This window comes from Actinotignum urematis, from assembly GCF_051264595.1.
Classification (GTDB): domain Bacteria; phylum Actinomycetota; class Actinomycetes; order Actinomycetales; family Actinomycetaceae; genus Actinotignum; species Actinotignum timonense_A.
The window spans coordinates 1-24,326 of sequence record NZ_JBOZBG010000012.1; the positions used below are offsets into that span (position 1 = coordinate 1).

Genomic DNA, 24,326 nt, shown 5'->3' on the forward strand with positions numbered 1-24,326 from the left:
CCTCAATAAGGCCGACTTTTCGTTGCTATGGCGGGGCAAACCCCGGATATAAGACCCACCATTTGTCTATTAACCCTCCGGCACCCTTTTTCCTACCACTCGTCACTTTTCCGCCACTTTTCTACCGCTGCGTGGGGTTAATAGACAAAAGGGGCTGCGGGCGGGGCTGCGTGGCGTTGGTTTGGATTCGGTCCGGAACCGTATGAACCGTGCGCAGAAACAAAGTGTGCGCAAGAGTACCGTTTCAGGGTAATTTCGTGTCTCTTATGCACATCCTGTGGGAGGCGATGTCCCGGACTCACACTTTGCCTCGCCGACCCGCGGCTCCGGCGAGGAAGGTATATTTTTCCGGGATGTACTTCGCATGTACGACATATGAAGTACAGCTCTGAAAACAGATACCCCCTCCCCAGGTGCTGGTGTGACTATTGAAGTTCGTGAGGCCCGTGAGGCTCTCAAGTGAAGCCCGCCGCGTCTGCCCGAAATCAAAATGCAACGGCAGCTACGTTAAGAAATTGTTTTGATGTCGTGAGGTTACATCCTGTGGCACCCACTGTCACAGCGTTGCATCCTGCGGAACCCACTGTCGTGGCGTTGCTTTTTGTGGAGCCTACTGTCAGGGTGTTGCATCTTGAAGAGATGCCCGTCGAGAGGTTGCTTTTTGTGGGGGCCTCATGCCGAGAGGGCACATCCTGCGCGCTTCGCTGGTGCCGCACGCTTGCCCGATCTCACCGCGCTGTCATACACGTTTCGCCCCATAATGAACTATCCTTGAGGAGAGTCGTTCATCGATTGTTCATGTCCCCGAAACGAGGAATTCACGTGGGGTTATTCTCTAAATTCTCGCGTTCCACGCGGGTTTTCGACCTAATTGGCGCCCAGGCGGCGCATCTTCCTATCGCCGCCGCGGGCCTCGCGCAGCTGATGACCGCACCGGTTCATGAGCGCGCGGAGTTGCAGCAGCAGTTGCATACCATCGAAAACAATGCAGATGAGTCAAATCACGCGCTCCTCAAAGTGGTAAATAGGTCTTTTGTCCTCCCTTTTGATAGGGAGGATCTTTATGCCCTGACCACCGCGGTTGATAATTGCGTGGACCTCATGGACGAGGTCGGGGAAAACGTGGCCTTCATGCGCCCGCTCACCCTCCCCGATAGCGTGCCTACGGTGGTGGATATTCTCAAGAGCTGCGCCCGCCTCTCCTCGGATATCCTCGCGCATTTCAACCCCACTTCCCCGGATACCCGCGAATACTGGGTGGAAATTAACCAGCTGGAAAACAAGGGCGATTCCCTCTACCGTTCCACCCTCGCCGCGCTTTTTGAAAACGCCACCGATGCCATTGAATTGCTGCGCGTCAAACTGGTTGTGGACACTCTCGAGGACACCGTCGACGCTTTCGAGACGCTCGCCGCCGTGGTCGAGCGCATTGCCCTCAAGGAGTCCTGATTTTGTCCGAGTTGCTCTTTTTGGTGGGCACCGTCGTCGTCATTAGCCTCATTTTTGACTTCACTAACGGTTTTCACGACGCCGCAAATGCCATCGCCACCTCGGTAGCCACCCGCGCGTTAACCCCGGGGGTGGCCCTCGCGATGGCGGCCGTCATGAACTTCCTCGGCGCGATGCTCGGCACGAAAGTGGCCGAAACAATCGGCTCGGGCATCGTTGATATTACCGAGCTGGAAAAAATAACCGGCCTCACCCTGGTGCTCGGCGGGCTGGCCGGCGCGATTGGCTGGAATCTTATTACCTGGTGGCGCGGGCTGCCCTCGTCATCTTCGCACGCGCTCATTGGCGGGCTAGCCGGCGCGGGTATCGCTTCGCTGGCCACCGTACACTGGGCGGTTATTTTCGACCGCGTGGTGGTGCCGATGGTTGTTTCCCCCGCGGTTGGTTTCCTGCTCGCCTACCTCATTATGAAAGTGGTGTTGCGTCTGCTCACCGAGGCGCCCTACCACACCACCATGCACCGTTTCCGCTACGCTCAGACGGTTTCCGCCGCGATGGTGGCCCTCGGGCACGGCCTCCAGGACGCCCAGAAAACCATGGGTGTGATCGTGCTGGCCCTCACCGCCGGCGGTTTCCACAATCTTGAAGACGGCATCCCCACCTGGGTGAAACTGGCCGCGGCCGCCGCGATTTCTTTGGGGACCGCGACCGGTGGCTTCCGCATTCTGAAAACGCTCGGCTCAAAAATTATTGATTTGGATCCGGCCCGCGGTTTCGTTGCGGAAAGCGTGGCCGCGAGTGTTCTTTATACGACGGCGTTTGTCTGGGCCGCCCCGATTTCCACAACACATACCATCACCTGCGCGATCATGGGGGTCGGGGCCACGAAGCGGCGTTCGGCAGTGCGCTGGTCCGTGGCCGGCAATATTGCCACCGCCTGGATCCTCACGATCCCGGCGGCCGGCGCCCTGGCAGCGGTGGCCACCTGGCTGCTGCGCCTGGTGCTTATCTAAGCTGCTTGCCCGCTACCCGCACGCCGCACAGAAGTGAGGCGGCGGGCCGATGCGGCGTCGTCGTACTTAATGCGCAGCGTGAACATAGCCGCGCCCGCGCACCTAGCCGCGCCCGGGCACATAACCTCACCCGCGCGCATCACCTCCCGAAACACAACTGTGCCGCGCAGGATAGTTCCCGCGCGGCACAGTTCGCAAGGTAAACAGCGGAGCTGTTAACCGGTTTAGCCGAAGCGCCCGGAGACGTAATCTTCGGTTTCCTTGTGGGTCGGGTTGGAGAAAATCTTCTCCGTCTGGTCGAACTCCACGAGGTGGCCGGGCTTGCCGGTCCCGGCGATATTGAAGAAGCCGGTCATTTCCGAGACGCGCGCCGCCTGCTGCATATTGTGCGTCACGATCACGATCGTGTATTCCTCTTTGAGGCTGTTCATGAGGTCCTCAATCGCGAGGGTGGAGATCGGGTCGAGGGCCGAGCACGGTTCGTCCATGAGGAGCACCTCGGGCTTGACCGCGATGGCGCGGGCGATGCACAGGCGCTGCTGCTGCCCGCCGGAAAGTGAGGAGCCCGGCTTATCGAGGCGGTCCTTCACTTCCTCCCAGAGGTTGGAGCCGCGCAGCGAGCGCTCCACGATTTCCTCCGCGTCGGACTTCTTGATCTTCTGTGAATTGAGCCGCATCCCCGCCAGCACATTGTCGCGAATGGACATGGTGGGGAAGGGATTGGCACGCTGGAAGACCATGCCCACGTGCTGGCGGACGGTCACCGGGTCCACCCCGGGGCCGTAAATATTATTGCCGTCGATGAAGACGTCGCCGGTCACGTAGGCGCCGTCGATCACTTCATGCATACGGTTGAGGGAACGCAGGAACGTGGATTTGCCGCAACCGGACGGGCCGATCAGCGCGGTCACCGAATTCGGTTTGATATCCACATTAACGTTCTCCACGGCGAGAAAATCACCGTAGTAAATGTTCTCGTTACGAACACTAATTCCCTGAGGCACTGTTTTTCCTTTCGGCTGCCGCGTTAGCGGCCCTTCGGGGCGAAGATATGAGCAATCAAGCGCGCCAGCAAGTTGAATACCAGCACGATAAACACCAAGACGAGCGCGCCGCCCCAGGCCAGGTCGAGGTTATTGGCCTTGAACTGCGAGTAGACGAACACCGGGAGCGTCATCATCGGGCCGTTGAACAAGGAGTAGTTGAACGTATCCGAGACGGAGGCGGTAATCATCAGCGGGGCCGATTCGCCGATCACGCGGGCGATGGCGATCACGCAACCGGAAACGATACCCGGCAGCGCGGTCCGCAGCACCACCTTGATGATGGTGCGAGACTTCGTCACGCCGAGCGCGTAGGAAGCTTCGCGCAATTCATTGGAGACGATGCGCAGCATTTCTTCGGTATTGCGGACCACAATCGGCGTCATCAGAACAACAAGGGCGACGGCGCCCATGATGCCATTGCGGAACCCGAGCGCGGGGGCGAGCACCGGGACAATCGCGGCGGCGAAGAGGCCGGCCACGATGGAGGGGATGCCCGTCATAATATCGACCAGGAAGGTCACCGAGCGGCCGAACCAGCCACCCCTGTTGTATTCCACCAGGTAGATGGCCGTCAGAATACCGAGCGGGATGGCGATGAGCGCCGTGATGCCGGTGATAATGAGCGTACCTACGATGGCGTGGCCGAGGCCGGGCTGAGCGCCGGGCAGGGACATGCCGAGGGTGGAGTTATTGAGGAACGAGTAGCTGAGGATCGGGAGGGCTTCCACGATCACGGTGTAGAGCAGCGAGAGCAGCGGGAGCACCGCGAGCACGAAAGCACTGGTGATGAGCACGGTGGCCATGCGGTTGGCGCCGCGGCGCGGGCCTTCCACCGCGTACCCGACGATCCGAATCACGAGGAAGAAGACGAGCAAGCCCACCAGGACCGCGCCGAAAAGCGAATCCGCTTTGAAGCCGAAGTGGAAGAGCAGCCAGGAGGCCAGCATGCACACCACGAGCACGGCCCAGTTGAAGAACTTGGGCAGGCGGCCGTATTCAGAGGCGAAGATCGGGGTGCCTTCGGTGACGGTGTCCGTGCTGCCGGCGCGGGCGTTGCCGCCGTTGCCGCCGTTGCCGCCGTTGCCGCCATTGCCGCCGGGCAGCGTGCCGCTACCGGGCAGTGCGTGCGCGCCGCCGTCGGGCTGGCCGGCGGGGGTCTGTGTTACGTCAGTACTCATTAGGCATTCGCTCCTGAGAATTCTGCGTACCGGGCCAGAACGCGCCGCGCCAACCAATTGACCACGAAGGTCAGGGCAAAGAGCATGAGGCCGATACCGATAAGGACCTGGCGCTGCAGACCGGGATGAGCTTCAGGGAAGTTCAGGGCGATCTGCGAGGCGATGGTGGAGTGCTGCCCCGGGGAGAAGAGGTTGAAGTTCACCTGCAGGCCGGCCGAGAGCACCATGAGAAGTGCCATCGTTTCGCCCAGGGCGCGCCCCAGGCCCAGCATGGCCGCGGAGACGATACCGGAACGGCCCACCGGGAGCACGGTCATCTTAATCATTTCCCAGCGGGTGGCGCCCAGGCCGAGGGCTGCTTCTTCCAGCAGCTTCGGGGTCTGGAGGAATACTTCGCGGCACAGCGAGGTGATAATCGGCAGGATCATAATGGCCAGCACCAGGCCGCCCATCATGATGTTTCGGGCCGGCGGCGTGAAGGCCACCAGGCTGGGCTGGAGGGGCCACCAATCGAATTGGGCCAGTCCGCCTTCTTCACCCATGAACGGAACGTGATCCACCCACCACTGGAGCGGCGGAGTGAGCACATTGGAGACCCATTCGAAAACGGGGCGCACAATCGGTTCGAGGGTGCGAATACCCCACAGGCCGAAGACCACGGAGGGGATGGCCGCGAGCAGGTCAATAATGTAGCCGAGGACGGAGGCGAAACGCCGGTGCGCGAAATGCGAGATGAACAGCGCAATCGCTACCGCGAAGGGTACGGCGAGGGCCAGGGCCAGGAGTGCGGAGAGCACGGTCCCGAAGAGGGCCGCCCCGGCGTACTGCCAGAAGCCCATGCCCTTCGTGAAATCTGCTGTCCCGGAGATTTCTTCCTTACCGGCAATGAATGCCGGATATGACTCGAGGAGCAGGAAGATGAAAACGGCGCCCAGGATGAGGATGATGAATGCTCCAGCTCCGATGGCTAGGCCGTTGAAGGTAGTGTCTGCAACGCGGCGACGCGCGCGTTTGGTCGGGCGGGCCGGCACTGCAGTCTGACCCACCTCCGGGGAGGTTTCCTGAGCGGTACGCTCAAGAACCTCCCCGGCTGCGTTATCTCGTTCAGTCATATCGACTTTCAGATAGGGGTATTCGGTTGTCTAACCGCTGGTTTACTTGATGGTATCGATGACGGCCATGGCCTGCTTGCGCAGGGTGTCCGAGATCGGAGCGTTACCACCGTTGGCCGCGAAGGCGGCCTTCTGGCCTTCTTCGGAGACGACGTAGGTGAAGAAGGCCTTGACCAGTTCACCGGTGGAGGCATCCTTGTATTCCTGGCAGCCGATGAGGTAGGAAAGCATGACGACCGGGTAGGCACCCTTGACGGAGCCATCGCGCTTGAGGTCCTTGTTGAGGAGGGTGTCCGTGGCGCCTTCGGCGGCCGGGGAGTCATCCACCACGCGGGCGGCGGCTTCCGGTTCGGGGCCGATGAACTCATCGCCAACCTTGACCTTCACCGGGGTGAGGGTTTCGATCTGGGAGTAGTCGGCGTAGATGATGGAGTTCGGGGTGGAGAGGGCCAGCTGGACCACACCGGAGGTGGATTCTGCGGACTGACCGCCCTGGATCGGCCAGGTTTCTTCCGAGCCGTAGGTCCAGACCTCGGGGGCGGCTTCTTCCAGGTAGGACTGGAAGTTACCGGTGGTGCCGGACTTTTCCGCGCGGTGGATCGGGATAATGGTTTCGTCCGGGAGCTTGACGCCGGAGTTGGTGGCGGCAATGGCCGGGTCGTTCCACTTTTCGATCTGGCCGGAGAAGATCTTCGCGATGGTGGGAGCGTCGAGCTTGAGCTCCTTGACACCTTCGAGGTTCACGGCGATCGCAATGGGGGAAATGTAGACGGGCAGTTCCACGGCAACGTCGGTCTTGCAGGTATTGGAGACCTGGGCGAGTTCTTCCGACTTGAGGGCCGAGTCCGTACCGGCGTACTGCACCTGGCCGGAGAGGAACTGCTGGCGGCCGGTGCCGGAGCCGGTGGGCTCGTAGTTCACGGTCACGCCCGAGTTCGCGATGGTGAAGTTATCGCGCCAGGCCTGCTGGGCCTTCTGCTGCGAGGAAGCACCGGAGCCGGAGATGGTGCCCGAGAGGTTCGAGCCGCTGTCCGCGGCCTGGGTGGTGGCGTCACCCTTGGCAGCTTCGGTGGTGGCAGAAGTCGTTGCGTCCCCACCACAGGCGGAAAGGGTCAGAGCAAGAGCGGTGGCACCAGCAAGTGCCGAGATCTTCATGGTCTTCACTGTTTAATCCTTGCGTGTTCAGGAACGCCCGTTTCGGCGCTCGCTGGTTCGAGCCTAGGAAGCGAGGGTTACGGTGGCCCACACCGGAGGTAAACAGAAGGTTAACGGGCTTGTAGCATGTCTCACAGGATGCGGCCGCTGGTCACGGGCCGCTAGTGTTCGGTGTGGACGGGACGGAAGCGTTCGACATCCACCGCGTGGTCGCCTTTCATATGGACGACGAGGATTTCTCCGGTTTTGAGGTAGGGGTCGCCGTCGGGGAGCTTTTCTTTCACGTGGTGGCCACCGTGTTTTTTAACGACGTCGATAACGGTACCCAGGGTGGGGCGATGCAAGCTGACCGCCGTGGGAGCTCCGGCATCGGTCAGGACAGCCTCGATGGTTTTACGTACTCCGGCGGGGTTCTTCGCGTGGGAGTGTTCGGTGAGGGCAGCGACGCAGGTAAGGGAAACTCCGGAGGCTTGCGCGTAGGGGGCGATGGTGGCGGTGCAGCGCTGCCAGGGGGAGGATACGAGGCGGTCCACGCCGTAGACGCTGAGCACCGAGCTGATGGTGCGAGCCCGGGAGGCGCCGTGCGGGGTGAGGGGCCGGGTTTTTTCACTTCCGTTCCACGCCGAACGTTTTTGGGCGCGGGCGTGGCGAACTAGCAGCACCGCACGGGTGGTGAGTTCCCCGCGTTCCCAATATTTCAGGACGCGTTTGAGCATGGTGCGTTCGTCTTTATAGCTGAGTTTTTCGAGGGCGGTTTCCGCGTTCATCCAGCGCGACCGGGTGATTTCCCCGGGGTGGGCTGTGGGGAATTCGGGGCGGGCGGCAACCGGCCGCGAGCGCGGGGTGAGCGGGCGGGCCACCCAGTAAAAAACTCGTTTTTTCTTACCCGAGGAGAGGGTGTAGCCGATGGAGGGCAGGGGCCGCTGCAGGGCGATATGCTCGCCGGTTTCTTCGTAGACTTCCCGCACGGCTGCCATGCGCGGGCCTTCGCCGGGCTTGTATTTGCCCTTGGGGAAGGACCAGTCTTTGTAGCTATCCCGGCGTACGAGTAGCACCTGGAATTCGCCACCTTTTTTGCGCCACACAACGGCGCCCGCAGCATGAACGCTGCTCATCACTCCCCCTTCGGCATAGTTGGTACGGATATGTGCTGGCCCCGGTTTGCCCGGCCCGGGCTTCCTAGTCCCCTCCTGCCACGCGGGAGCGTGCTTGTTTCATGAGCAGCTCCTGGATATCGACGAGCGGGCGGCCCTTGGGGCTGAGGTTGTGGCGTACCCATCCGTCCGGGCCCAGGTGCCACGAGCTAGTGGTATCCGCGGTGGCCACATCCACCAGTTCCACCAGGCGGTCCACCATATCCGGGTCCGTGATCTTGATGAGGGCTTCGATGCGCCGATCCAGGTTGCGATGCATGAGATCGGCAGAGCCGATGAAGACATCTGCGTCGCCGTCGTTACAAAAAGCGTAGATACGCGAGTGTTCGAGGTAGCGACCCAAGATGGAACGAGCTTTGATGTTATCGGAAAGCCCGGGGATGCCGGCGCGTAGGGCGCAAATACCGCGCACCTGGATGCTGACTTTCACGCCGGCTTGGCTGGCCCGGTAGAGGGCGTCGATGGTGGCTTCGTCCACGATGGAATTGACTTTGAATTTCACCCAGGCGGGTTTGCCAGCGTTCTTGTTTTCAATTTCGCGTTCGATCCGGTCGATGAGTCCGGAGCGGATGCCGGTGGGCGCCACGAGGAGCCGGTGGAAGCGTTCCTGCCGAGAGTAGCCAGAGAGCTGGTTGAAGAGCCGGGTGAGATCCTGGCCCACATCCCGGTTGGAGGTGAGCAGGCCCAGGTCTTCATAGCCGCGGGCGGTTTTCGGGTTGTAGTTGCCGGTGCCCACGTGGCAGTAGCGGCGCAGGCCGTCGGATTCTTGGCGAACCACCAGCGCGAGCTTGCAGTGGGTTTTCAGCCCGATCATTCCGTAGACCACATGTACCCCGGCCCGCTCGAGTTTGCGCGCCCATTCGATATTGCGCTGCTCATCGAAACGCGCCTTGATTTCCACGATGGCGAGGACCTGTTTGCCGGCCCGGGCCGCCCGGATAAGCGAGTTCACGATGGGGGAATCCCCCGAAGTGCGGTAGAGGGTTTGTTTGATGGCGAGGACCTGCGGATCCGCGGCCGCCTGGGCAATGAATTGCTGCACCGAGGTGGAGAAGGATTCGTAGGGGTGGTGGAGCAGCACATCATGATCGCGCAGCTTCGCGAAGAAATCAGCCGGTTTGGCTGATTCGGCATCCGTGAGCCCGGTGGGCGTGACGGGCACATACTTCGGGTATTTGAGCCCGGGCCGGTCCAGATCGTGGAGTTGCTCGAGGGATTGCAGGTCCAGAGGCGCGGGCAGCCGGTAGGTATCCGAAGGGCTCACGCTCATTTCCTTCTGGAGGAAGCTGAGGGTGGCATCATCCATATCCTCATCTACTTCCAGGCGCACCACCGGCCCGAAGCGGCGCCGAAGCAGTTCGCGTTCCAGGGCGGTGAGGAGGTTTTCTGCGTCGTCTTCTTCGACTTCTAGGTCCTCATTGCGGGTGACGCGGAAGGTGGCGTAGCTTTGCACATCCATCCCGGGGAAGAGTTCACCCAGGTGGTGCCCGATGAGTTCCTCCAGGGGCAGGAATTCAATATCACTGCCGGCTTCCACCGGAACGTTTTCCGGGCTGTAGGCGGTGCCATCTTCCCCGATCATGAGGAATCGCGGGAGCAGATCCGGCACTTTCACCCGCGCGAAAGCGGAAGAACCGCGCCGATCTTTGAGGACCACGGCGAGGTTGAGAGAAAGCCCGGAAATATAAGGGAAGGGATGGGAAGGATCCACGGCGAGCGGGGTGAGGACGGGGAAAATCTCATCCTTGAAGAGCTTGGAGAAGCGCTGCTGCACCTGCGCATCCAGCTCATTCCAGCGGCGGATAAAAACGCCCTGGCCTTCAAGCTTGGGCTTGATATCTTCCGAGTAGACCTTGGCTTGGCGCGCGGTGAGTTCATGGGTGCGTTCCGCGATACCCTTCATGACCTGGCGCGGGGTGAGGCCGGATGCTGCCACCACTCCGATGCCGGTATCAATACGGCGCTTGAGGCCGGCCACCCGCACCATGAAGAACTCATCGAGGTTCGAGGAGAAAATGGAGAGGAACCAAGCACGTTCCAGGAGCGGCAGGGTTTCATCTTCCGCCTGTTCCAGCACTCGCTCATTGAAAGCCAACCAGGAGAGTTCCCGATCCGCGAAGCGCCCTTCGGGAAGCTGGGATTCTTCCGGGGCTTTCGCGGAACGCTTGGCGAGTTTGCGCGATTCCTTGGCCATATCCGTGAGGGATTTGGTGGAGACCGGCGAACCGAGCCGCACCGCCTGCAAGAAAGTTTCATGCGGGGTGGGTTCCACGGCACTGGCGCCCTCCCGGGCCGCCAGGCGGGCGCGGGTAGCCGAAACGGCTGGTTCGGGTTGCAGTTCATAGCGGACATGCCGTTCGGCCTGCGTGAAACCGGCCTTCCCGTAGACATGCACCGCGGCGGAATTCGCGGCATCAACATAGAGGATGCAGCGCGAGAAACCCCGCGAGCCGGTGGTGACAAGCGCCCAGGCCGTCAGCAGTTTCCCGATGCCCTTGCCGCGGTGTTCCGGGGCCACCGCGAGCACGTAGAGTTCCAGCACATTCGCTTCGCTCGGTTCGCTGGCTGCGCCGGGATCACTGGCCGCGTTCACTTCGGCTGCGCCGGATTCGCTGCCCGCACCGGATTCAGCCGTGGCACCCCCAAGCACATTCGGCTTGAGCCACACAAAGCCAACGAGTTCACCTTGGCAGCGCGCGGTTACCAGGAGCTCCGGAGTGAACCAGGGCGCTTCCATGCGTTCGCGCAGATCCTCCGCGGTGAGCTGGCCCTGATCGGGCAGATCCGCAAAAGCTTCCGCGTTGAGACGCGCAATATCCTCCAAATCCGCGGCCGGATCCACCGGAGCCAGCACGATTCCCGGCAGAGTCCACAGGGCCGGGGCAGGATTTTCTTCCGTAACCGGGCGCTCCAACACGAGGAGGGTGCGCCCTGGGTAGAGCTGGGATGATGCCGCGAGTTCCTGGGCGGCCGGCAAATCCCCGTGCGCCCATACTGCGGTTTCCCCCGCATCCAGAACGGTGCGCAGCAATTCCGTACCGGCACCCTTGCCGCGGGCTTCCGGACGCACGGCCAATTCCACATCCCCGGTGCGCCCGGAATGAGCCACCCCGACCACGGGATCCCCGAGAGTCCACACCCGCGAACTTTCCGCGCCCGCGGCAATATCCAGAAGCGTTTGCTCGCTGAACGGCGCGACGCCATCCGCCGCGAAGCATTCTTGGGCGAGCTGGTTAAAAAGCGCGGCCTGATCCGGCTGCGGTGTTCCGGCAACGATACTCATAGGAGGGCTCCTTTTTCCTGCTACCTCTTAACCGTAGTCGATGACTACGACAGAAAAGTTACGTCCAAGCAAACGAACGACGGCGCAGTTCCCCTCAGCCAAGGGCTTCCTCCCCGATACCGTGAATTTCGAGCCGGCTGGCGCCGCTACCGGAACGGGCAAGCCTTCCCGCAAGTGTCGGCCGGCGCTCCTCCAGGAACGGCCCCGCTCCGCTACGAAACCGCTACGAAAGCGTGCCGCGCACCGCCCGAGCCCCGGCAGCGCGGAATTCCCGCGCCGTTTCCAGCAGCGCCGCATCGCGGCGCGTGACCGGCGTGGCCAGCGGGTGCTCATCACTGGGGATCCAGAGCGGATCCACTTCGGCAAGGGTGTCACACAGGCGGGCAGAGCTGGCCAGCACCTCCGCGAAGTCCCCGCTGAAGGAACCGGCAAACACCTCATCCCAACTGGATTGCACTTCCCCGAGAGTGGGGGTTTTCTCCAGTTTCTCCGCGCCGTCAGCTCCTTGGGAGCCGAGCTTTTCCCGCGCGGCAGTGAGCCGCGCGGCGGCGTCGTTCGGGAAACGCCGCAACCATTCGCGCAGCAAGTAGCCGCGCCACAGCATTCCGGGGAGAGTGCTTTCCGGGGAACGCGCCCAGGCTTCGGCGATGACATCGATGCCTTCGGTGGCGACGAGGTCCAGCACGCGGGCGCGCACCTCCGGGTCCTCGGTGTGGTAACCGGCGCCGGGCAGGAGGGCCTGGGCCGCGGTGTGGGCGAGCTCGCTGTGGTAGGCGACGTCCGCTTCACCTTCGATGGACTCGAGCTGGTCCGGTTTCATCTGGGCCGGACGGCGAAAACTACTAGCCATAATTTTTCCTCCACTCGCTCGGGGCGCGCCAGTGCGCTCGCTCACTCTTCTATTGTCGCACCTCAGGGCGGGCCTTAGTGCGGCTTTGAGCTGTTTTCCGCCGATTACGTAAAGGAGTTGCGGGATGAGCGACAGCGCGCAAGTGCGGTTTTCCACACAGATTCGCCCCGATTTTTTACCAGCGGGCCAAAGCGCGCTACACTACTTCGTGGGCCTCTAGCTCCAACGGTCAGAGCACTGGACTTTTAATCCAAGGGTTGTGGGTTCGAATCCCACGGGGCCTACCATTTTCTTCCAGCGAGCGGTCGCGCTCTTTTTGAGCGATCTCCACCGACTCTTCCGGCATAAGCTCACTTAACGGAACACCCAAGAATGCGGCCGTCCACGCGAGATCTCTAGCGGACCAGCCGACACGACCATTCACTTTCAGGCTAATAACCGCCTTTTTTAGACCCAGATATTCACCTAGCTGAACCTGCGTTTTCCCGCACCTCTTAAGCCAGACCATTACCCGCTCGCCGATGTACTGATCGGTATTCACGCTCTCTAAGTAGGAATCATTAATAACACTCATGGGACGAGTGTACCAAATAGGTCTATTTTGACCAAACTCTCCCGTTTGACTTAAAGTTTCCGACACCGCAAAATAAGATCATCAAGATTAGTCAGAATGAACTTACTTAGGCGGTCTGATCATGGGTCTTTTGACTTCAGTAGAATTCGCCGAGGCAATCGGCGTAAGCCGCGCTTCGGTGTGGAACTGGTGTAGGTCGGGCCGGATTTCCGCGGTGCAATTGCCCGGCGGGCAGTGGCGCATTCCAAAGTCAGAATTGGATCGCATTCTCGCACCCGTTTCCAAGACAGACTCACCAACGACTACTAAGGATGCATCCACAGAGGTTCCTGGCCAGTTGGAAATTTTCGGGTAGGTATCCAATGGACACGACGTTGGAGTTGGGGCAGTCGGTTGTTATTCAGTGCTGGAATTTGAATATCGCCGATGAGGGCGTGTATTCGCCAGAGCTGGGCGCGCGAGTGTGTGACCCGTGGGTGTATGTCGTTTTCGACGTGGACGGTGTACCCGAAGAACACTTTGATAAAGCCTGCCGGGTTATTGAGCATTTCAAGGTGCGCGTGGAGGGCCGCGAGATTCGCCTGGGCTACAACCTCGACACACTCCCCAAGGAACTATGGGGTTGGTGTTTGCCGTGGCTAGTGTGTGGCCTAGCCTTTCGCACGACCCCGGCTTTCGGACCAAACGCTAGCGATGGTGAGGATGTGTATGTTTCCCACTCTCAGATTGACCCGCTTGTGGGGCTTATAGTCGCGAACCACACGGACACCTGCATTGGTACGTGGTTGGGCGGAGAATGCCTGAAAGTAGCGGCTTTCACGTCGCCGGGCATTCTTACCCGGGGGTCGGTTTTCCCGCCCTCTTCATCGAAGATTGATGAGGATCTCAGTGAGTGGCTGGAGATCATCCCATGGTAAGAACACTACAAGCGCCGGCTGCGCCCGAATTTCTTTTTACTGGCGCGCAGGTACTCAATGTCGTCAACCCGGATAAGCGTTCCAGAGCCGCCCTTCTTTTCACGGGGCGTTCCAATGACAGCAACCGCGCGGTTCTTATAGCTTTTGACCGCTTCGATGGACGTGTAGATGTCTGCGCTGAGGAATACTGTGAATCCGTAACGGAAATTCAAGAACGCCTTCCCGTAGTCGGCTTCACGCACGTCCTCAACAACTCCGTAGTAAATACCGAGTTTCCCTGGTTTGGGAGCTTGAGTACCGCAGTTGTGCACACACTCGGCGACGGTTCCTTTGATAAGGCCCTCGTCAAGCAATACGTTAATCTGAGCATCTTGGTGCTGGTCAAGGATTCCCTCTATGGCCAGGGTCAAGAGGTTTTTCAGGCACCCTACTTGCCGTTTTCGTCCTTTACCCTCCCTGGCTGTTTGGTGTCCGCGCTTCTTGGCTTGAGTATCCGTAGCCGCGATGTCACCACTACCATCTTTGCCGGCAGTACCACCGCCGTCCGTATCGGCTTCGCGTCTGAGATCGATTGCGATATTGATGTCTTGCGCGTTTTTATATCGTTTGATGACCCTTTCTTCGTTCTCATCTTCCGGCTTTTTATAAGTAGGGCTTTTCGAGGATTTGTTGCAGTCGTCGATGTGTCCTTTGCCGCGCCAATGCGGAGTGTTACCCCATCCACCAATGTCAGCATCCTTGGTGTTGACGGCAATAACCCCGGTAGGGCAAAGATTTCCGCGAAGATCGCGCCCACCGCAGATCATCTCCGCGATGTCCAGGCCTCTTTCTTTGAATTCCTGAACCGTGAGGTATTCTTCATCGTCTTTGAGTCGAGCAGTTCGCATATGTTCTTCCCTTCCATCTCCGTTGATAGAGGTTTTTTCTTCACTCTTATTATGCGGGTGGTGGTTGGGGTGCGCGTCGTTTGGCGCGCGGGTCGGCTGACTCTTGGTACTCCTAGAGAGTCAGCCGACCCTATTCTTCCCGCTACGCCCGACTACCTCGATGCTTTAGGTGCGGGGTCTTCGTCGTCCGGATTAGCATCCCGGATGGGCTGTGTCTCGTCCGCGTTCGGGCTGTTGGTGATGAATACCGGGCCATTAATAATGATGTGCTCGGCGTTGATAACCATCCCAGGACTGTATACGCCTGGCGTGATTGGCATGTCCGGCACGCGTGATGTCTCCGATATGGGTGGCGTCTGCGATGCGGTCGGTGTGGCGGGTTTTGGTCCGTATCCCCACAAGGTGAGGGTGCCTGCCCAGGCGGACATGGCGTTACTAACAGCGCTGACAAACAGGAAAATGATTTCCACAATCTCCCCTTTCGGGATCTTTGACGGAAGCACGGGCGGGTTCGCCCATGCTGGGAGGAAAAGAGTGTCGATTTTTCCCTCCCAACTGACTAGTGATTGTGCACTGCACAATTCGGGAGGACTTTCGTCCCGTGTTTTGGTGAAGAAAGGGAGGCACCACCAGTGGTGGTGTGGCTCGCCGCGGTCTCCATGGCGGCGGGCGGGCATGGGCAGGGTCGGTGCGGACAATCTGGTTCGTACCGGCCGGCCTCGGCCTTATTACGGCGGCCCGCGCCCAGTGCGCCGCAAGGAGGTGGCAGCATGACCGACACGGGACTGTTTTTCTCGGTTCGTTCTTATCCGGTTCTTCTTGAGCGCGAGGTGGTTCTTGACCCTGATCTTTCTTATGAGGCGCTTAGTGTGTGGGTGGTATTGCTGGCCATGCCTAAAAACAGCGAACGCACCGTGAATGCTTTGGTTGGGCGTGGTTTTGGGCGCGACCGGGTTACCCGCGCGATAAGCGAGCTTGAACGTTATGGGCTGGTTTATCGCTGGGAGAGGCGCGTGCCTGAGGGCCACGGGTTGCTCACGCAGGTGTTCGAGCGTCCAGCGGTGCCGCTGTCGGCGTTTCGGTGTTTGCCGGTGAAAATCCGCCCGTTTGTCACCGAATGCTTATCAGTAGTGGGCGTGGATGTTGGTGAGTTGCGGGCTAGCCTGGCCGCCGCACACACGCCCGGCACAAATACGCCTGTGGTTGCTGGTAGTGATCTGGGGGTGTGTCATGGGTGAGTATTTTGCGGTGCGGCGGGGTGCTACGGCGCTACCGAACTCCATGATCTTCAACCGCGCGCTCACGTATGACGCATTGGCGTTGGCAACCGTGTCGCTCTCGTTACCGCCGAATGCTCCGGTGGGTTATCGCGATCTCATGGGCCGGGATATGGGCGAACACCGCGCCAGGAAAGCTTTGGCACTCCTCGAAGCGGAGCATTATCGGTTCCGTTTCCGCACCAGAGCCAGCGGGCAGATACGCGAACTCGTCGTCATGTTCGACACCCCAGTAAGCGTGGGTGAGGCGCTTTGTGAAATCCAGGGGCGGATGGAGAGCGGTGCGATCACCGCCCGCCAGGTAGTGGCGTGCCCGAGCCACCCGGCCGAGTTCACCCCCGCCGCCCCGGCTGGTGCCGGCATAGACGAGGATGCGTTCCTTGACGATGCGCCAGCCATGCCAGTGGACTCCGCGCAAGGAGTGTCACCCGTCCCCATGGAGGCTGTGGGCGAGGGTGTTCCGGACGCTGCTAGTCCTGTGGATAACCACAAGATCACAGACTTAAACTGTCCTACAGTTACCAATAGTGGAAGTGGCCCAGGTAACGAAAACGAGGGCGATTTTCACCGTGCCTGGAAAACCTCGGCACGGTGGGAACCGCGAGATTCCGCGGTAGTTGAACCTGGTAGTGAGTTATCCACAGGTTCTCACCGTGCGGGGATTACCGGAGCACGGTGGACCGGAGCACGGTCAGCCGCGGCGCATATATCTAAAGATATATCCAACAATTCCTCACTACGTTCGGAATTAACCAACCAACCAACGCAGCCCGAAATTTTGTCGGAAGCGTCTGGCATGGTTGGAGTGGTGGATTCCAAGCCAGAGCATCCCGAGCAGGCGGGTGGGGGTGTCCCTGGCGGGACTACCCCACACCCCGCGCCGGCCGCGGTAACTCCGGTTCGCCGTGAGCCTGTCCCAGTCGTCGAAGATCAAGCCCGGCGTGAGCCAGCGCCGGGAGGTTCGGGGCGTCCGGATGCCGGGCAGGCGACCGCGCCGTCTGGTAGCGGGCAACCGCCGCGCGGCGTGAGCCAGCCAGGCTCGCGGCAGGACCAGCGTTCACGGCAAGCGCGGGCAGCTAGCTTGATCGGTGAATGCGTGCCCCGTGATTTGGTACGTTTCCTGGCACCCGCCCGGTTTGTGGCGGTTGCCCGGGATCTCCAAGTTGCGCTTGATGCGGGGTGGGAGCGGGCCGAGATACGCGCCCAGCTAGCCGGCAACGCTTTGGGCGATGCCCACAATCCGGGCGGTGTCATCGCACATCGCATCCGGGATATCGCGCTGGCCAGCCCGCCCAGGCCACCACGTCCGCGCACTGCCGTGGTGGTGGATACTCGGCCGGATCCGGCCGAGGTGCGTGCGATGCCTGAGGGACTACGGGCGAGGGTTTCCCGCCCGCCGGCAGCCGTAGTGCAGCCGGCCTCGACGGGGCCGCCGGGCGAGGCCGGTGCGGTGCGATGTAGGGGTTCTGGCGAGACCTAGCGCCGGGTTAGGCTGAAGAAAAACAACCCACAGACTTGAAAGTTTTTAGCGAAAAGGAGGGCAAGCCATGAGCGAGCAAACAACCACACCCGACGGCGCTGTTGCTGTTGCCGGCGACGAGGTCACTACCGAGCAGGGCCGGGCGCGTGGTAGGCGTGTGTGGCTGTGGCCGAGCGTGGCTATCGCTGCGGCGATCGTGGCCGGCGCTGGTGTGTATCTAGCGCAGCGGAGCAACGGCCTCGATGAGGCTCGCGTGGCCTACAGCGAGGCCGTGACGCTCAACGAGCAAGCCCGCGCCGCGCTGCAGACAGCCGTTGACGGTATCGGGTTCACAACCGAGCAATGCGTGGCTGATGGTGGCGCGCCCGCGGACTGCCAGGCTTTGGCACAGGCTGTGGAAGCTGCACGCGCCGGGCTTGCTGAGCCTTTCAAGGCGGCAGACGCTAAGGATCTGGACGCTGATTCAGCGCGTTCCCAGGCCGAGGCTTTGCGGGCTACGGCCAAGGATTTTGAGGCGCAGGCGGCCCAGATCAAGGATGCGACCGGCAAGCTCAACGAACAGTTCGAGGCTGCCACGTCGGCGTACTTGAGTGGCGATGCGGCGAGTTTCGCGGCGTCCTGCGAGGCTGCCACGACCACCGCCCGCGGTGTCGAAAGTCTTGCCGGCGAGGCTGATGGGTTAGCTGCGGATTGCAAGAGCTTCGCGGCTTCCGAGGGGAGCGCGCGGTTGTCCGTCCTCAAGGAAAAGACAGCAGCTCTCCAAGCCCGTGTTGATGCTTTGAACAACAAGGTGGCGGCCGCACAAACTCCGGCGGCGGTTCCCGCGCCGGCGGTATCGTCCGGTGGTGGTTCGGAAGCCACTAGCGGGTATTCCGATTCAGGGTATTCCGCAACGGAAAGCCGCTCGTCGTGGTCAGATAGTTCGTATGAGGCACCCGCACCCGAGCCGGCCGCTCCTGCACCTGATCCGGCTCCCGCAGACAACGGCGGCGGATGGGTAGACAGCGGCTGGACGATGGACGGCCCCCCTGTTTGCAGCGAGGGTGATACCAACGGCAACTCGTGGTTTGTCCCCTGTCCGTAAAAGTAAAGGTGGCTCGGTGCTTGTTGGCGCAAGCACCGAGCCGGAATCCCCTCAATTTTTCGTAATGCTCCAACATTCGACTCAATGAAAGGACTCGTTTCCTATTATGGCAGCGACCACACACGCCCGGCCAGGTGGCCGGACTCTCGCCGCGCTCCTTGCGGCATTTACTCTGATAATTTCAAGTTTGCTTGGCGGTAGCGCCATGGCGGCTTATGACTCAACGGTCGGGCGCGGTATCGATCTCGTCGGTATTAATGCGTCGGGTGCGTTGCGGCTTGGCCCGCACATTAATCAGACTCCGCAGATTGGCGGGACAGCTATTGATGCATCCCCTCAATGGTGCATTGATGGCAAGAAAGCCGACCCGGGCCCGAACGATTTGACTTCGATTGCGACCCTGACGGATTCCGCACAGCATGTGCCAGAACTGGCTTTGACGACGCCGCAGGCAGCCTGGCTTTTGAATAAATACCAGGGCAACACGACAGATAACGTGAATTTGGCTGCCCTGGGTCTGCTGATGCATTCGAACTTCGAGAACACTCCGGCGGTGGCTCATGAAATCGCCGGAGCTACGCAAACCCAACAGCCCGATGTCTGGGCGCGCGCATTACAGTACGTTTCCGAGGCCCGTAACAGTGCAGCCGTCGGCTACGAAGGTGGCCAGGTGGAAGGCGATGGCCAACGCACCGGTAATATTCACGGAATCGTCGTCACGAATGGCAACGGAGTTCCAGTCGCGGGCGTTCCAGTTTCTTTGCAACTTTCCGGCCCTGCCGTCTTTGACGCTACTGGCACGAGCTCCTGGGCAGGGACTTCGGCTGCGGAACCGATCACCCTGAAGTGGACTGCCACGGGAAACGGTGATGTGTCCTATTCGATGCAAGCAGCAACTTCCGGTCGGCGGACTCTGACAAAGTACGGTTCGGATGGGTCGATTCAAGACATGATCACTACTGGTAATCGTGATCTCGCTTCTGACCCGGAGACGGTTACGGTTCCGGGACCGTCGTGGCGTGTGATTTTTGATTTCCAACCCACCGGCACCAGCCAAGCAGTTTCGCAGGAGATTAACCTCGACGGGTCGATCAGCGACACTCTAACGACGTCGGTCGATAAGTCCTATGGTGATGGGCAGTGGACGCAGGTAAACGGCCAGCCCGTGCCTGTGGTTTATACGGCGACTGCGTATTGGGCCGGCCGCACCAAACCCGCCACCAGCACCACCATCCCGGCAGGCGCGGAAGTCCTCGGCAGCGTTGATGTGACAGCCACGGGCGAGGGCCAGAAACTCGAAGCGAAGCTCACCACACCCAAGCGTGGTTACGTGAGCTGGGTTTGGTCGGTTGATAAGGCCAAGCAAGGCAATAACTCGCAGTATGTTCACCAGAACTGGGCGGATTCGTACGGCCTGGAAGCAGAAACGACATCGGAGAATTTCGACTTCCGTCCCCTGGGCATCTCGAACGTGGACACCGCGAAAGTAATCGACAAGGGCACTGTTCTCTCTGACACGTTCGATGCCAAGGCTGACCCGGCGTATCGGGATGGTGAATGGACACGCATCGTGCCCGCGAACGGTTCGTTTGACGACGGCCAGTTCGTCCCCGTGACCTACCGTGCTTCCGCTTACTATGTTTCCCCGACCGAACTCCCGGCCACCACGGATTCCGTGCCGGCCAGTGCGGAGCTGATTGAGTCTGTCACCGTCGTAGCTAATGGGCCGGGCCAGATCAAAGCACAGCTATCGCAGCCCACAGTAAAGGCCGGGTTCGTGACGTGGGTTTGGGAAGTCAAGGCTGAAGACCAGCCCGCGGATTCCGCGAAGTGGATTAAGGCCGGATGGGCCGACCAGTTCGGCCTCCCGGACGAGACCACGTCGGTGCGTTACCCCGCACAGATCGACTCGACGCTCTCGATTCGCGACACCAAGAGCGGCACGTATCTCGTGGATGATGTTTTCGTGACGGGCCTTCCGAAGAACCATCCTGACTTCCAAGGTGGGATGGGTTTCAAGGCCGATGCTCAGGTGATTGAGCATGAGGTGTTGTTCTTCCCGCACGGTCTCGCCGTGACAGAAGCAAACCGGAGCCAGGCTGAGAAGATTGGCGAGACCGTGAGCATTCCGGCGAAGAACGGATTCTACCCGTCTATCGGTGAGACCTCGTGGTTGGTGAAGCAAGACGCTAACGGTAAGAACGTGCCCGGCACCTATGTTTTCGTTTCGTCGTTTGCTGGTGATGATCGCGTCCAACCGCTCACGACGAGCGTTGAGGACACGCGTGAGCAGTTCACCATCACCCCTGAGCCGTCGATTCACACCACTTTGACGCATGAGAACACGCACGTGGCGCCGAATACCGACAAGGTGGAGCTTGTCGATACCGTTTCTTATCAGAACCTGACGCCTGGTAAGGAATACCAGCTCGAGGGTACGTTGATGGATAAGGCGACCGGCGAAGCGCTCGTGGACGCGAATGGCGACAAGGTGACTTCTCAGGCTACTTTTGTGCCGGAGACTCCGAACGGTACCGCCACGGTGACTTTCGTGGTGGATGGTTCGCTGTTTGCGGGTAAGCAGACCGTGGCTTTCGAGAAGCTCACGCAAGACGGTCGTGAAATCGCCGTACATACGGACATCAACGACGAGAACCAGACCGTTGTGTTCTCGAAGCTCCAGACGACTGCAACCGATAAGAGCGATGGTGACAAGACCATCGCGCCGGTGCCTAACACCGTAATCACCGACCGGGTGTGCGATGTCGCCGGCACTCTCGTGCCGGGCACAGAGTATGAAGTCACTGCGGCTCTCATGCTGGATAACGGCGACGCGCTGCTTGACGCGAACGGCAAGCCCGTGACGGTCACCTCGAAGTTCATTCCGGCGGCCGCGAATGACTGCGCGAGCATTGACATCAGTTTCGATGCGAGCAAGCTGGCGGGTAAGCGCGTCGTCGTTTTCGAGACCGTCCAACAAGACGGCCGCACCGTCTCGGTTCACCATGACCTGAAGGACTCCGAGCAGACCGTGTCGGTGGAGATTCCCGGCGATGGGGATAATGACCGGTCGAAGCGGCGGCTAACCCGTACCGGGGCAAGCGTCCTCGGCGGCGGCGTGCTAGCGCTTGGGTTTATCGGTGTTGGCGCGGCTGCGGTGCTGCGTCGTCGTAACAACTAACCAAAAAATCCACCTACATCAGTAGGTAAGTGGTAGTGGTGTGCCCGCACTCTGTTGTGGGTGCGGGCACACCCTCCCCCGTCCTCGGTGGGGTGACCACACTATTCTTTCCCTTTCTTTTCTTTATCTTTTTCTTTCCTTTTTATTAACCCTGTGTATCCGTGTGAGGAGGTGGCGCTGGTGGGTGAGCGGCTTGGCGTGTGGGCACTTGAGCAAGGCGGACGCACCACCGCAAATGCTCTCGCCCTCCTCGGCATTGTGGCGTTGTTTGCGGATCCGGCTGGGGTATGTATCCTGACGCCTACGGATTTACAGGCCCGCGCTGGCCTGAGCGACAACGGCTTTAATGCAGCGCTTACCGAGCTTGTTGATGCGGGTCTTATTGCGGTGCAAGAATCCACCACCGGCACTGCTTTTAGTGTTCTTGCGCCTCGCGAGTATTTAGACGATGCCACCGCGCCGGTCTCGGCTGCGGGTGAGTTAGAGCGTGGTTTGCGGATTATTTCGACAACACTGTCCACCACGGCCGCCAGCGACGCTGGCATGGCCGGCACTGCTGGCACTGCTGGCACTGCTGGCACTGCTGGCACTGCTGGCACTGCTGGCACTGCTGGCACTGACCACGCGCCTACCACGCCCGCGCATGTCAAGGTGGCGGATCCGCTTACGAATGACGGCTTGGCCATGGTTTTGAAGTATTTGGATGGGTGTGGTTGGGGTGATGAGGCTGTTGTGGAGCGCCTTTCGATGGCGATTAGGGTACGGGCGCGCTCTCGGCTGGCGGTTCTTGTTAGGCAGTACCCGTGGCTTGGTTTTGATGAAGTGGTAGGGGATCTCATCTCGCGGGTGTGGGAGGTTATGCGTACGCGTACGCGTGAGGTGGTGGGTGCGCGTTTTCGGTGGGCGTATGCGATCAGCCGGGCGGTACGGCAATTCTTGGAAGCCGATATGCCGGCCGAGCCGGTGGACTATGAGGGCACTGGTTTCGAGGAACAGGCAGGTGGGAGTGCTTCGGGTGGGGCAGATTACGAGCATGGGGATTCTCGGGTTTTGCTTGAGGATGCTGCGGGGTGGAGTGCGGGCGCGCAGTTCTTGGTCGGCGAGCTGGTGGCACGCGGTGTTGACCAGGGTGTCGCCTGGCATGGAATGCGGCGGATGCTTGAGCTTTCCGCACAGTGGGGTTTTCACACTCGGACGACTCATGCTCGGGAAGACCGTGAGTTGGCGCGTTTAGGGATTAGCAAAAATGCTATCGGGGCGTGGATGGGGCTTATTAACGGGTCACGTCGGGAAGGCGCGAAAGGTTCTTTTTTACTAGGTTTCGCGCGTGGGCGCCGCTCGTTCACGGAGAAGGAAGAATTCCGGTTGAAGATCATTGTGGAAGGGTGTCCTTCTCAACTCTCTTTAGATTCTCCCGCATCGGGGGTGGTTTCGTGAATCTCCCATTCGCTGATAGAAACGGTGGTGACCAGGCTGGTCGTCCACACAACCCCGGCGGTTTTGCGTGCTGCGGCTCGGGCCTCGTCCAGGCTCGTATACCAGGTGGCTTCCTGAACGAAGGGCGGGAGCCGGTCGACGGTGACGGCGTAGATCGTTTCGATGGTGGTTTCGACCTCGCGTGGCCATCCCATTTTTTCCTGACTCATGAGCATCTTCCTTTTCTTGATGCACTGCTCTGTTTTGCGGTGCTACTAACTAGGGGGCTTTGCACGCACACGACCAATGAGTTTTCCCAGGGGGTGGGTTGCCTTGCGTAAACACAAAACTCAACCCGCGCGGGCTGGTCTTGCCTTGCCCTGGGGTCAGCTTCCTGACCTTCCCGGTGAAGGGAGCGTCCTGCCGTGTGTATGGACGGATCCGAGCACGGCGGTGTTTGCGGTGGGTGCGAGTGGTGGCGTGGGCACGACGACTATCGCCGCGTTGTGTGGGTTGGTTGATTATGGGCGTGCGTGGCCGGTCTCAGCCCCGCAGGCGGCGCGGTGTGTGGTGGTTGCCCGTACCACCGCTACCAGTATGGCGGCGGCGCGTGAGTGCGCGGGCGCGGTATTTGGTGGGCGCGTTGCCGGCGTCGAGTGCTTGGGGCTGGTGCTTGTTGCCGATCAGCCCGGGCGCTTGCCGCGTGAGCTGGCGCGTGCGCGTGCGCTCACCGAGAGTGTGTTTCCGGCCGTGTGGCGCCTCCCTTACAGCCAGGCACTAAGGCTCGGGCGAGACGACCCTCAGCTCGCCGCACACAAGGCCGTCCAAGACCTGCGCTCCCTGGCAAGCGCGGGCGAAGAACCAGAAGTTTTTATTGATGACATTCCCGCTGTCGGTGGGGTGTCCCTAGATATCTAAAGGAGAAAACATGTTTACCCAACTATCAACCCTGGAAGCCTACCTTCATGCGGCGCTTTTGCCGTTTATTGAGGTGACGCCGACTCAGCCTCCGGGAACGGAGAAGATTACCCAGATTTTGGGATACGTGGCCTGGGGTGCAGGCGTGTTGTGTTTGCTCGGGATTTTCATTGTTGCGGGCAAGCTCGCCATCAACGCAAGGCATGGGGAAGGTCTTGAGGAAGCCAAAGGCTTGCTTTGGGTCTTGGCGGCGCTCGTATTAATTGGTTCGGCTACCTCGCTTATCGGCGCTTTCATCACCCTATAAGCAGCCCGCAGCAAAAAGACGATACAAGGATTGGAGGGGACAGGC

General features: G+C 60.4%; 21 protein-coding genes and 1 tRNA gene. 11 read left to right on the plus strand and 11 right to left on the minus strand.

What is annotated here, in order from left to right; all coding sequences use genetic code 11:
* Nucleotides 1–822 precede the first annotated feature (822 nt).
* Complete coding sequence (locus ACRQDJ_RS06280) at nucleotides 823–1,449, plus strand: DUF47 domain-containing protein (protein ID WP_026428733.1); 627 nt, start codon at nucleotides 823–825, stop codon at nucleotides 1,447–1,449.
* Between the two features lie 2 nt (nucleotides 1,450–1,451).
* The gene (locus ACRQDJ_RS06285; RefSeq protein ID WP_435717887.1) at nucleotides 1,452–2,462 is read left to right on the plus strand and encodes an inorganic phosphate transporter; all 1,011 of its coding nucleotides are present in this window, start codon (nucleotides 1,452–1,454) and stop codon (nucleotides 2,460–2,462) included.
* Nucleotides 2,463–2,686: 224 nt separating this feature from the next.
* On the opposite strand, the gene pstB is transcribed toward ACRQDJ_RS06285, so the two are convergent.
* The 7 genes from pstB to ACRQDJ_RS06320 all read right to left on the minus strand — a co-directional run bounded on the left by pstB (nucleotide 2,687) and on the right by ACRQDJ_RS06320 (nucleotide 12,240).
* Nucleotides 2,687–3,466 (minus strand): phosphate ABC transporter ATP-binding protein PstB, encoded by a 780-nt coding sequence (gene pstB, locus ACRQDJ_RS06290; RefSeq protein ID WP_026428731.1) that lies wholly within the window; start codon nucleotides 3,464–3,466, stop codon nucleotides 2,687–2,689.
* Between the two features lie 23 nt (nucleotides 3,467–3,489).
* Complete coding sequence (gene pstA, locus ACRQDJ_RS06295) at nucleotides 3,490–4,686, minus strand: phosphate ABC transporter permease PstA (RefSeq protein ID WP_284904917.1); 1,197 nt, start codon at nucleotides 4,684–4,686, stop codon at nucleotides 3,490–3,492.
* Nucleotides 4,686–5,798 (minus strand): phosphate ABC transporter permease subunit PstC, encoded by a 1,113-nt coding sequence (pstC, locus tag ACRQDJ_RS06300; protein ID WP_180948672.1) that lies wholly within the window; start codon nucleotides 5,796–5,798, stop codon nucleotides 4,686–4,688. Before pstC ends, pstA begins: the two co-directional genes overlap by 1 nt.
* A 42-nt stretch (nucleotides 5,799–5,840) precedes the next feature.
* A complete protein-coding gene (gene pstS / locus ACRQDJ_RS06305) occupies nucleotides 5,841–6,953 on the minus strand; it encodes a phosphate ABC transporter substrate-binding protein PstS (RefSeq protein WP_035276844.1) in 1,113 nt (370 codons plus the stop codon).
* Between the two features lie 161 nt (nucleotides 6,954–7,114).
* Nucleotides 7,115–8,068, minus strand: coding sequence for an NUDIX hydrolase (locus ACRQDJ_RS06310; RefSeq protein WP_284904918.1), 954 nt, complete (start codon nucleotides 8,066–8,068; stop codon nucleotides 7,115–7,117).
* Nucleotides 8,069–8,132: 64 nt separating this feature from the next.
* The gene (locus ACRQDJ_RS06315) at nucleotides 8,133–11,390 is read right to left on the minus strand and encodes an RNA degradosome polyphosphate kinase (RefSeq protein WP_284904919.1); all 3,258 of its coding nucleotides are present in this window, start codon (nucleotides 11,388–11,390) and stop codon (nucleotides 8,133–8,135) included.
* 223 nt (nucleotides 11,391–11,613) lie between these two features.
* The gene (locus tag ACRQDJ_RS06320) at nucleotides 11,614–12,240 is read right to left on the minus strand and encodes a hypothetical protein (protein ID WP_087069757.1); all 627 of its coding nucleotides are present in this window, start codon (nucleotides 12,238–12,240) and stop codon (nucleotides 11,614–11,616) included.
* Nucleotides 12,241–12,450: 210 nt separating this feature from the next.
* On the opposite strand from ACRQDJ_RS06320, the gene ACRQDJ_RS06325 reads away from it, so the two are divergent.
* From ACRQDJ_RS06325 to ACRQDJ_RS06335, 3 genes are all read left to right on the plus strand, one after another.
* Nucleotides 12,451–12,527 (plus strand) — tRNA-Lys (locus tag ACRQDJ_RS06325).
* Nucleotides 12,528–12,935: 408 nt separating this feature from the next.
* Nucleotides 12,936–13,169, plus strand: coding sequence for a helix-turn-helix domain-containing protein (locus tag ACRQDJ_RS06330; RefSeq protein ID WP_420914259.1), 234 nt, complete (start codon nucleotides 12,936–12,938; stop codon nucleotides 13,167–13,169).
* A gap of 7 nt (nucleotides 13,170–13,176) precedes the next feature.
* Nucleotides 13,177–13,731 carry a hypothetical protein gene (locus ACRQDJ_RS06335; protein ID WP_274733708.1) on the plus strand — a complete coding sequence of 185 codons (555 nt, stop codon included), beginning with the start codon at nucleotides 13,177–13,179 and terminating at the stop codon, nucleotides 13,729–13,731.
* Between the two features lie 5 nt (nucleotides 13,732–13,736).
* On the opposite strand, the gene ACRQDJ_RS06340 is transcribed toward ACRQDJ_RS06335, so the two are convergent.
* Complete coding sequence (locus tag ACRQDJ_RS06340) at nucleotides 13,737–14,618, minus strand: hypothetical protein (protein ID WP_274733709.1); 882 nt, start codon at nucleotides 14,616–14,618, stop codon at nucleotides 13,737–13,739.
* 152 nt (nucleotides 14,619–14,770) lie between these two features.
* Nucleotides 14,771–15,088: a hypothetical protein gene (locus tag ACRQDJ_RS06345; RefSeq protein WP_274733710.1), complete on the minus strand. Its 318-nt coding sequence runs from the start codon at nucleotides 15,086–15,088 to the stop codon at nucleotides 14,771–14,773.
* A 300-nt stretch (nucleotides 15,089–15,388) separates the two neighbouring features.
* Between ACRQDJ_RS06345 and ACRQDJ_RS06350 the strand changes: the two genes are divergently transcribed.
* On the plus strand, nucleotides 15,389–15,856 hold the full coding sequence (locus ACRQDJ_RS06350; RefSeq protein WP_274733711.1) for a hypothetical protein: 468 nt from the start codon (nucleotides 15,389–15,391) through the stop codon (nucleotides 15,854–15,856).
* A gap of 103 nt (nucleotides 15,857–15,959) precedes the next feature.
* Here ACRQDJ_RS06350 and ACRQDJ_RS06355 read toward each other — a convergent pair whose 3' ends face one another.
* Complete coding sequence (locus tag ACRQDJ_RS06355) at nucleotides 15,960–16,313, minus strand: hypothetical protein (RefSeq protein WP_284898558.1); 354 nt, start codon at nucleotides 16,311–16,313, stop codon at nucleotides 15,960–15,962.
* A gap of 1,129 nt (nucleotides 16,314–17,442) precedes the next feature.
* Here ACRQDJ_RS06355 and ACRQDJ_RS06360 point away from each other — a divergent pair.
* The 3 genes from ACRQDJ_RS06360 (at nucleotide 17,443) to ACRQDJ_RS06370 (ending at nucleotide 23,077) form a co-directional block, all read left to right on the plus strand.
* A complete protein-coding gene (locus ACRQDJ_RS06360; protein ID WP_274733715.1) occupies nucleotides 17,443–18,459 on the plus strand; it encodes a hypothetical protein in 1,017 nt (338 codons plus the stop codon).
* 205 nt (nucleotides 18,460–18,664) lie between these two features.
* Nucleotides 18,665–21,640: a VaFE repeat-containing surface-anchored protein gene (locus ACRQDJ_RS06365; RefSeq protein WP_435717888.1), complete on the plus strand. Its 2,976-nt coding sequence runs from the start codon at nucleotides 18,665–18,667 to the stop codon at nucleotides 21,638–21,640.
* A 153-nt stretch (nucleotides 21,641–21,793) separates the two neighbouring features.
* A complete protein-coding gene (locus tag ACRQDJ_RS06370) occupies nucleotides 21,794–23,077 on the plus strand; it encodes a hypothetical protein (RefSeq protein WP_435717889.1) in 1,284 nt (427 codons plus the stop codon).
* Here the strand turns inward: ACRQDJ_RS06370 and ACRQDJ_RS06375 are convergent.
* Nucleotides 23,035–23,286 (minus strand): hypothetical protein, encoded by a 252-nt coding sequence (locus tag ACRQDJ_RS06375; RefSeq protein WP_274733720.1) that lies wholly within the window; start codon nucleotides 23,284–23,286, stop codon nucleotides 23,035–23,037. The genes ACRQDJ_RS06370 and ACRQDJ_RS06375 overlap by 43 nt on opposite strands.
* A gap of 103 nt (nucleotides 23,287–23,389) precedes the next feature.
* Between ACRQDJ_RS06375 and ACRQDJ_RS06380 the strand changes: the two genes are divergently transcribed.
* Nucleotides 23,390–23,974 carry a DUF6668 family protein gene (locus ACRQDJ_RS06380; RefSeq protein WP_435717890.1) on the plus strand — a complete coding sequence of 195 codons (585 nt, stop codon included), beginning with the start codon at nucleotides 23,390–23,392 and terminating at the stop codon, nucleotides 23,972–23,974.
* 10 nt (nucleotides 23,975–23,984) lie between these two features.
* A complete protein-coding gene (locus tag ACRQDJ_RS06385) occupies nucleotides 23,985–24,281 on the plus strand; it encodes a hypothetical protein (protein WP_284905850.1) in 297 nt (98 codons plus the stop codon).
* Nucleotides 24,282–24,326: the final 45 nt, after the last annotated feature.

Coding starts and splice junctions, on each gene's coding strand:
- pstA (WP_284904917.1), bottom strand. CDS start 4,686: ATGAGTACTGACGTAACACAGACCCCCGCCGGCCAGCCCGACGGCGGC.
- ACRQDJ_RS06375 (WP_274733720.1), bottom strand. CDS start 23,286: ATGAGTCAGGAAAAAATGGGATGGCCACGCGAGGTCGAAACCACCATC.
- ACRQDJ_RS06360 (WP_274733715.1), top strand. CDS start 17,443: ATGAGCGAGCAAACAACCACACCCGACGGCGCTGTTGCTGTTGCCGGC.
- ACRQDJ_RS06365 (WP_435717888.1), top strand. CDS start 18,665: ATGGCGGCTTATGACTCAACGGTCGGGCGCGGTATCGATCTCGTCGGT.
- ACRQDJ_RS06330 (WP_420914259.1), top strand. CDS start 12,936: ATGGGTCTTTTGACTTCAGTAGAATTCGCCGAGGCAATCGGCGTAAGC.
- ACRQDJ_RS06385 (WP_284905850.1), top strand. CDS start 23,985: ATGTTTACCCAACTATCAACCCTGGAAGCCTACCTTCATGCGGCGCTT.
- ACRQDJ_RS06350 (WP_274733711.1), top strand. CDS start 15,389: ATGACCGACACGGGACTGTTTTTCTCGGTTCGTTCTTATCCGGTTCTT.
- ACRQDJ_RS06320 (WP_087069757.1), bottom strand. CDS start 12,240: ATGGCTAGTAGTTTTCGCCGTCCGGCCCAGATGAAACCGGACCAGCTC.
- ACRQDJ_RS06340 (WP_274733709.1), bottom strand. CDS start 14,618: ATGCGAACTGCTCGACTCAAAGACGATGAAGAATACCTCACGGTTCAG.
- ACRQDJ_RS06310 (WP_284904918.1), bottom strand. CDS start 8,068: ATGAGCAGCGTTCATGCTGCGGGCGCCGTTGTGTGGCGCAAAAAAGGT.
- pstS (WP_035276844.1), bottom strand. CDS start 6,953: ATGAAGATCTCGGCACTTGCTGGTGCCACCGCTCTTGCTCTGACCCTT.
- ACRQDJ_RS06335 (WP_274733708.1), top strand. CDS start 13,177: ATGGACACGACGTTGGAGTTGGGGCAGTCGGTTGTTATTCAGTGCTGG.
- ACRQDJ_RS06315 (WP_284904919.1), bottom strand. CDS start 11,390: ATGAGTATCGTTGCCGGAACACCGCAGCCGGATCAGGCCGCGCTTTTT.
- pstC (WP_180948672.1), bottom strand. CDS start 5,798: ATGACTGAACGAGATAACGCAGCCGGGGAGGTTCTTGAGCGTACCGCT.